Here is a 3,918-nt window from a genome sequence, read left to right as displayed (position 1 = left end):
GACCGGGCGGGGCATCAGGTCGGTCCAGGTGCGGTCGATGTGGTCCAGGCACGCCTGCCGGGTGTCCTCGCCGAAGGTGACGGTCCAGCCGTCGGGCCGGGCGATGTGCGCGGGCCACAGGGAGTGCTGCCCCTGGGAGTTGACCAGGACGACGTAGGTGCCTTCGGGGTCCTCGAACGGGTTCGCCATGACGGAATGTCCTCTCTCGGAAAAGGTGGGGAAAGATGGGAAAAGGGATGCTGCGCAAGGAAAGGGGGTGCGGCTTCAGCCGCGCTTCAGCCGCGCTTCAGCTGTCGAGCCGCGCCGTCGTCGGGGACCAGACGTCCTCCGGCGCGAGTGCGGCGGGCGCGTACTTGCCCAGCGCGCTGATGATCAGCCGCAGTTCGAGGGTCAGGCACGCGAGGAGCCGGTCGAGTCCGTCGTCCGGGTTCTCGTCGACGGCGAGCAGGGCGGCCCGGCCCAGGCCCGCGGCGCGGGCGCCGAGGGCGAGAGCCTTGGCGACGCGGCTGCCCTCCCACATCCGGCCGGAGGCCAGGAGGCAGCCGCCGCCCTCCCAGGCGCGGACGCGCCGCAGGCATTCGGCGAGGGGCAGGCCGACGTGGTCGAAGAAGGGGCGCGGGGCCCAGCCGCTGCCGCCCTCGGCGCCGTCGACGGTCACCGCGTCGGCCCCGGCCTCCCAGGCGACGGCGGTGGCGGTACGGACGTCGCGGCCGGGCGGGAGCTTCACCCAGACGCGGGCGCGGGGGTAGTTGTTGCGCATGAAGCGGATCTGCTGGCGGAGGATCTCCTCGGTGAAGGTGCCGGGGCTGCTGCTGCGCAGCACGTGCTCGCCGTCGCCGAAGACGTCCTCGGTCGTGAAGTGCTCGGCGAGCCGGGCGGCCGTCTCGGTGCCGACCACGGTCATGCCGCCGAGTCCGGGCTTGGCGCCCTGGCCCACCTTGAGTTCGAAGGCGAGCCGTCCCGTCTCAAGGAGGTTCTGTGCCGAGGGGGCGCTGTAGATGAGGTTCCACACCTCGGCGTCGGCGTCCTCGGTGCTCTGCTGGAAGGCGATGCCGCCGACGCCGTCGGGCACCTCGCTCTCGTAGGCGCGCAGCCGGGCGAGGATGCCGCCGCTGCCGGTGTCGGCGCCGGTGTAGCCGACGGTGGGCACGATGTTCTCGCCGATCACCATGGGGATGCCCAGGCGGCCCGCCTGGCGGCTGGCGGCGGTGCCGAGGCCGGAGTCGGCCACCTGGGTGGAGCCGAACGCCGAGACGTAGACGGGGGCGGTCGAGCGGAAGCCGCCGATGTCGGTGGTGAGGTCGACGTCGCCGTAGTGGGGTTCCCTGGCCAGCTCGACCAGTTTCTCCAGGCGGTGCGGCATCAGGACGGGCGGCACCAAGCGCAGTGTGTCGAGGGGGTCGGTGGCGGTGCGGTCCGTCCGGGCGCCGAAGAGCCGGTGGCCGTACTCGTCGTGCGGGGGGAAGACGGCGGCGGCTCCGGTCCGTGCCCGTTCGCGGACGTCGTCCTCGGCGAAGCCCTCGGCCGTCAGGGAGGCCGTCACGCCGACACCACCCCGGGGGTCTTCGGGAAGGCGGTCGCCTGCCACACGGCGTCGAGCCCGGCGATGTAGCGGGTGAGCCGTTCGAGACCGATGCCGAAGCCGGAGCTGCCGGGGATGCCGTCGCGGACCATGTCGAGGTACCAGCCGTACTTGGCCGGGTTCTCGCCGGTCTCGCGCATGCGGGCGACGATGCGCGCGTAGTCATGTTCGCGCTCGCTGCCGCTGATGAGTTCGCCGTAGCCCTCGGGGGCGATGAGGTCGAAGTTGGTGAGGACGCCGGGGCGTTCGGGGTTCTCGCGATCGTAGAAGCCGCGGGAGCCCTTGGGGTAGTCGGTGATGAAGAAGGGGCGGTCGGCCCTGATGGAGAGGAGGGCCTCGCCCTCCCAGTCGATCTCGGCGTCGGGGTTCTGCGGGTGTCCGAGGCGGGTGAGTTCGGCGACGGCGTCGGCGTGGGTCACGCGGTCGAAGGGGGCGTCCTCCTTGAGGAGGGCCGCGAAGGCCTGGGGGTCCCGGCCGAGGACGGCGAGCTCGTCCTCCAGGTCGGCGACGACCGCGGCGGTGGCCGTGGCGATGATGTCCTGGGCGACGTTCATGGCGTCGTTCCGGGAGGCACCGGCGATCTCGACGTCGAGCTGGTGGAATTCGACGAGGTGCCGGCTGGTGTTGGCGGTCTCCAGGGGCTCCAGGCGGACGTTGGGGGCCACGCAGAATATCTTGTCGAAGGCCAGCAGCGACGCCTGTTTGTAGAGGATGGCGCTGGTCATCAGCTTGTAGCGGTGGCCGTAGAAGTCGATGTCGATCTGCTTGGAGCCGCGGCCGCCGGGGTCGGTGACGGGGCCGATGATCGGCGGCCTGAGTTCGGTGAAGCCCTGTGCGGTGAGGTGCTCGCGGGCCGCCTGGACGATGCGGTTCTGCACCCGGACCATCGCCCGTGTCACGGGGTTCCGGAGGTGGGCGGGCAGGGCGGCGGGCAGCTGGGATTCCGGCTGGTCGGTCATCTTCTGGTGTCTCCTGGTCAGTTGATCAGTTGGACGTGGCCCGGCGGTACGCCGAGGCTCGCCGCTCGGTCGAAGGAGCGCTGCACGCGGGAGAGGGCGCCCAGCAGGTCGGCCGCCGTCATGTCGGTGGCGTCGGTGGTGCGGGCGGTGGTCCCGAAGGGCAGGGAGCCCGTGCGGGACCAGCGCAGCCTGCCGTCCGGGGCGATGTAGCTCCTGGTCCGCCCCATGTTGTCGGCGTGCAGGCAGTAGGGCACGTCCAGCAGCCCGTGGGCGAAGGCCCGTTTGAGGGCGGTGCCGGGGTCCTCGGAGAGGGCGAGGACGGCGGTGACGACGCTCGTCGCCTCGTCGAGGATCTCCTGGGCGTCCAGGTCGTCGGCGAAGTCGTCGGCGAAGTCGTCGGTAAAGCCGCCGGTGAGGTGGTCGCCGTCGGCCGGCGGCCGCCCCGTGGCCCGGACGCGGCGGTCCGCGGCGGCCGCGGCCTCCAGCGCCTGGACGTTCTCCTCGACCGTCGCGATGCGGTGGGCCTCGGCCGCGGTCTTGACGATGAGCCGTTCCGCGCCGGTTCGTACGGCGATGTCGACGGACTGTTCCAGCAGCAGCCGCGCGCCCGCGCCGGTCCTCGGGTAGACGCCCATGTAGGTGTAGACGACGACGTGCCAGTCGGCTCCGGGCAGGAACCGCCGGGCGAGGCGGCGGAGCGCGCGGACGGCGCCGCGGTCCTGGCCGGCGTGGGTCTGCTGGGCGTAGCTGAGGGAGATGCTGCGGACGCCGTGCCGGTGGAAGAAGACCCCTTCGAGGAGGCTGATCGCGACCAGCAGGCCCGGCGGGCACAGCTGCCCGAGCATGCAGCCGCCGAAGGTCTCGACGTGGGGTTCGGCGCCGTGCGCGCGGGCCGCGGTCATCAGTGCGCAGGACTCCTCCCAGTTGCGCACGGAGTCGCGCAGGGAGATCCGCCCGTACGGGAGGCAGTACGAGACGGGGCCGCCCTCGGTGGCGTCCAGGCCCGCCCGGAGCGACGCGGCGATGATGTCCTGTGGGCGTGCCGAGCCGTGCCGGACCTGGATGGGGAAGCCGGGTCCGAGGAGGCCCTCGACGAGCTTCCTGTTGGTGGTGGTGCCGTGGGTGACGATGGGGTAGCCGTTGATGTCGGCGCCCTCGTCCAGGGCCTTGCGGGCCGCGTCGAGGTCGCCGACGCGGGTGTAGCTGTCGAGGGTGACGGTGCCGATGGTGGTGGCCCGGGCGGCCTTGACGGCGGTGAGGCCGTCGCGCATGGCCTGTGGTGCGCCGAACCCCATGCGGGGCTGGACCACCAGGCGGCCGGCGGCGCGGGACCGTGCGACGAAGGCCCCGAAGAGGCTGCGCGGCACGGTGGCGGGG

General features: G+C 72.4%; 4 protein-coding genes. All 4 read right to left on the bottom strand.

What is annotated here, in order from left to right; all coding sequences use genetic code 11:
- Positions 1–189: MbtH family protein (locus K6I34_RS33180; RefSeq protein ID WP_229331753.1), on the bottom strand; the 189-nt coding region annotated here is incomplete at its 3' end.
- A gap of 97 nt (positions 190–286) precedes the next feature.
- Positions 287–1,543, bottom strand: coding sequence for a glutamate synthase-related protein (locus tag K6I34_RS33175; RefSeq protein WP_229331752.1), 1,257 nt, complete (start codon positions 1,541–1,543; stop codon positions 287–289).
- On the bottom strand, positions 1,540–2,541 hold the full coding sequence (locus K6I34_RS33170) for an asparagine synthetase A (RefSeq protein WP_229331751.1): 1,002 nt from the start codon (positions 2,539–2,541) through the stop codon (positions 1,540–1,542). The genes K6I34_RS33175 and K6I34_RS33170 overlap by 4 nt, the downstream gene beginning before the upstream one ends.
- 17 nt (positions 2,542–2,558) lie before the next feature.
- Entirely contained in the window at positions 2,559–3,908 is a 1,350-nt protein-coding gene (locus K6I34_RS33165; protein WP_229331754.1) for a methylaspartate mutase, read from the bottom strand.
- Between the last annotated feature and the right edge of the window lie 10 nt (positions 3,909–3,918).

Origin of the sequence: Streptomyces sp. UNOC14_S4 (assembly GCF_020740835.1) — a bacterium.
In the GTDB taxonomy this organism is placed as follows: domain Bacteria; phylum Actinomycetota; class Actinomycetes; order Streptomycetales; family Streptomycetaceae; genus Streptomyces.
This window is presented reverse-complemented; position numbering and strand designations above follow the sequence as displayed.

Excerpts from the sequence above, each read along its gene's own strand:
- K6I34_RS33170 (WP_229331751.1), bottom strand. The coding sequence starts at position 2,541 with ATGACCGACCAGCCGGAATCCCAGCTGCCCGCCGCCCTGCCCGCCCAC.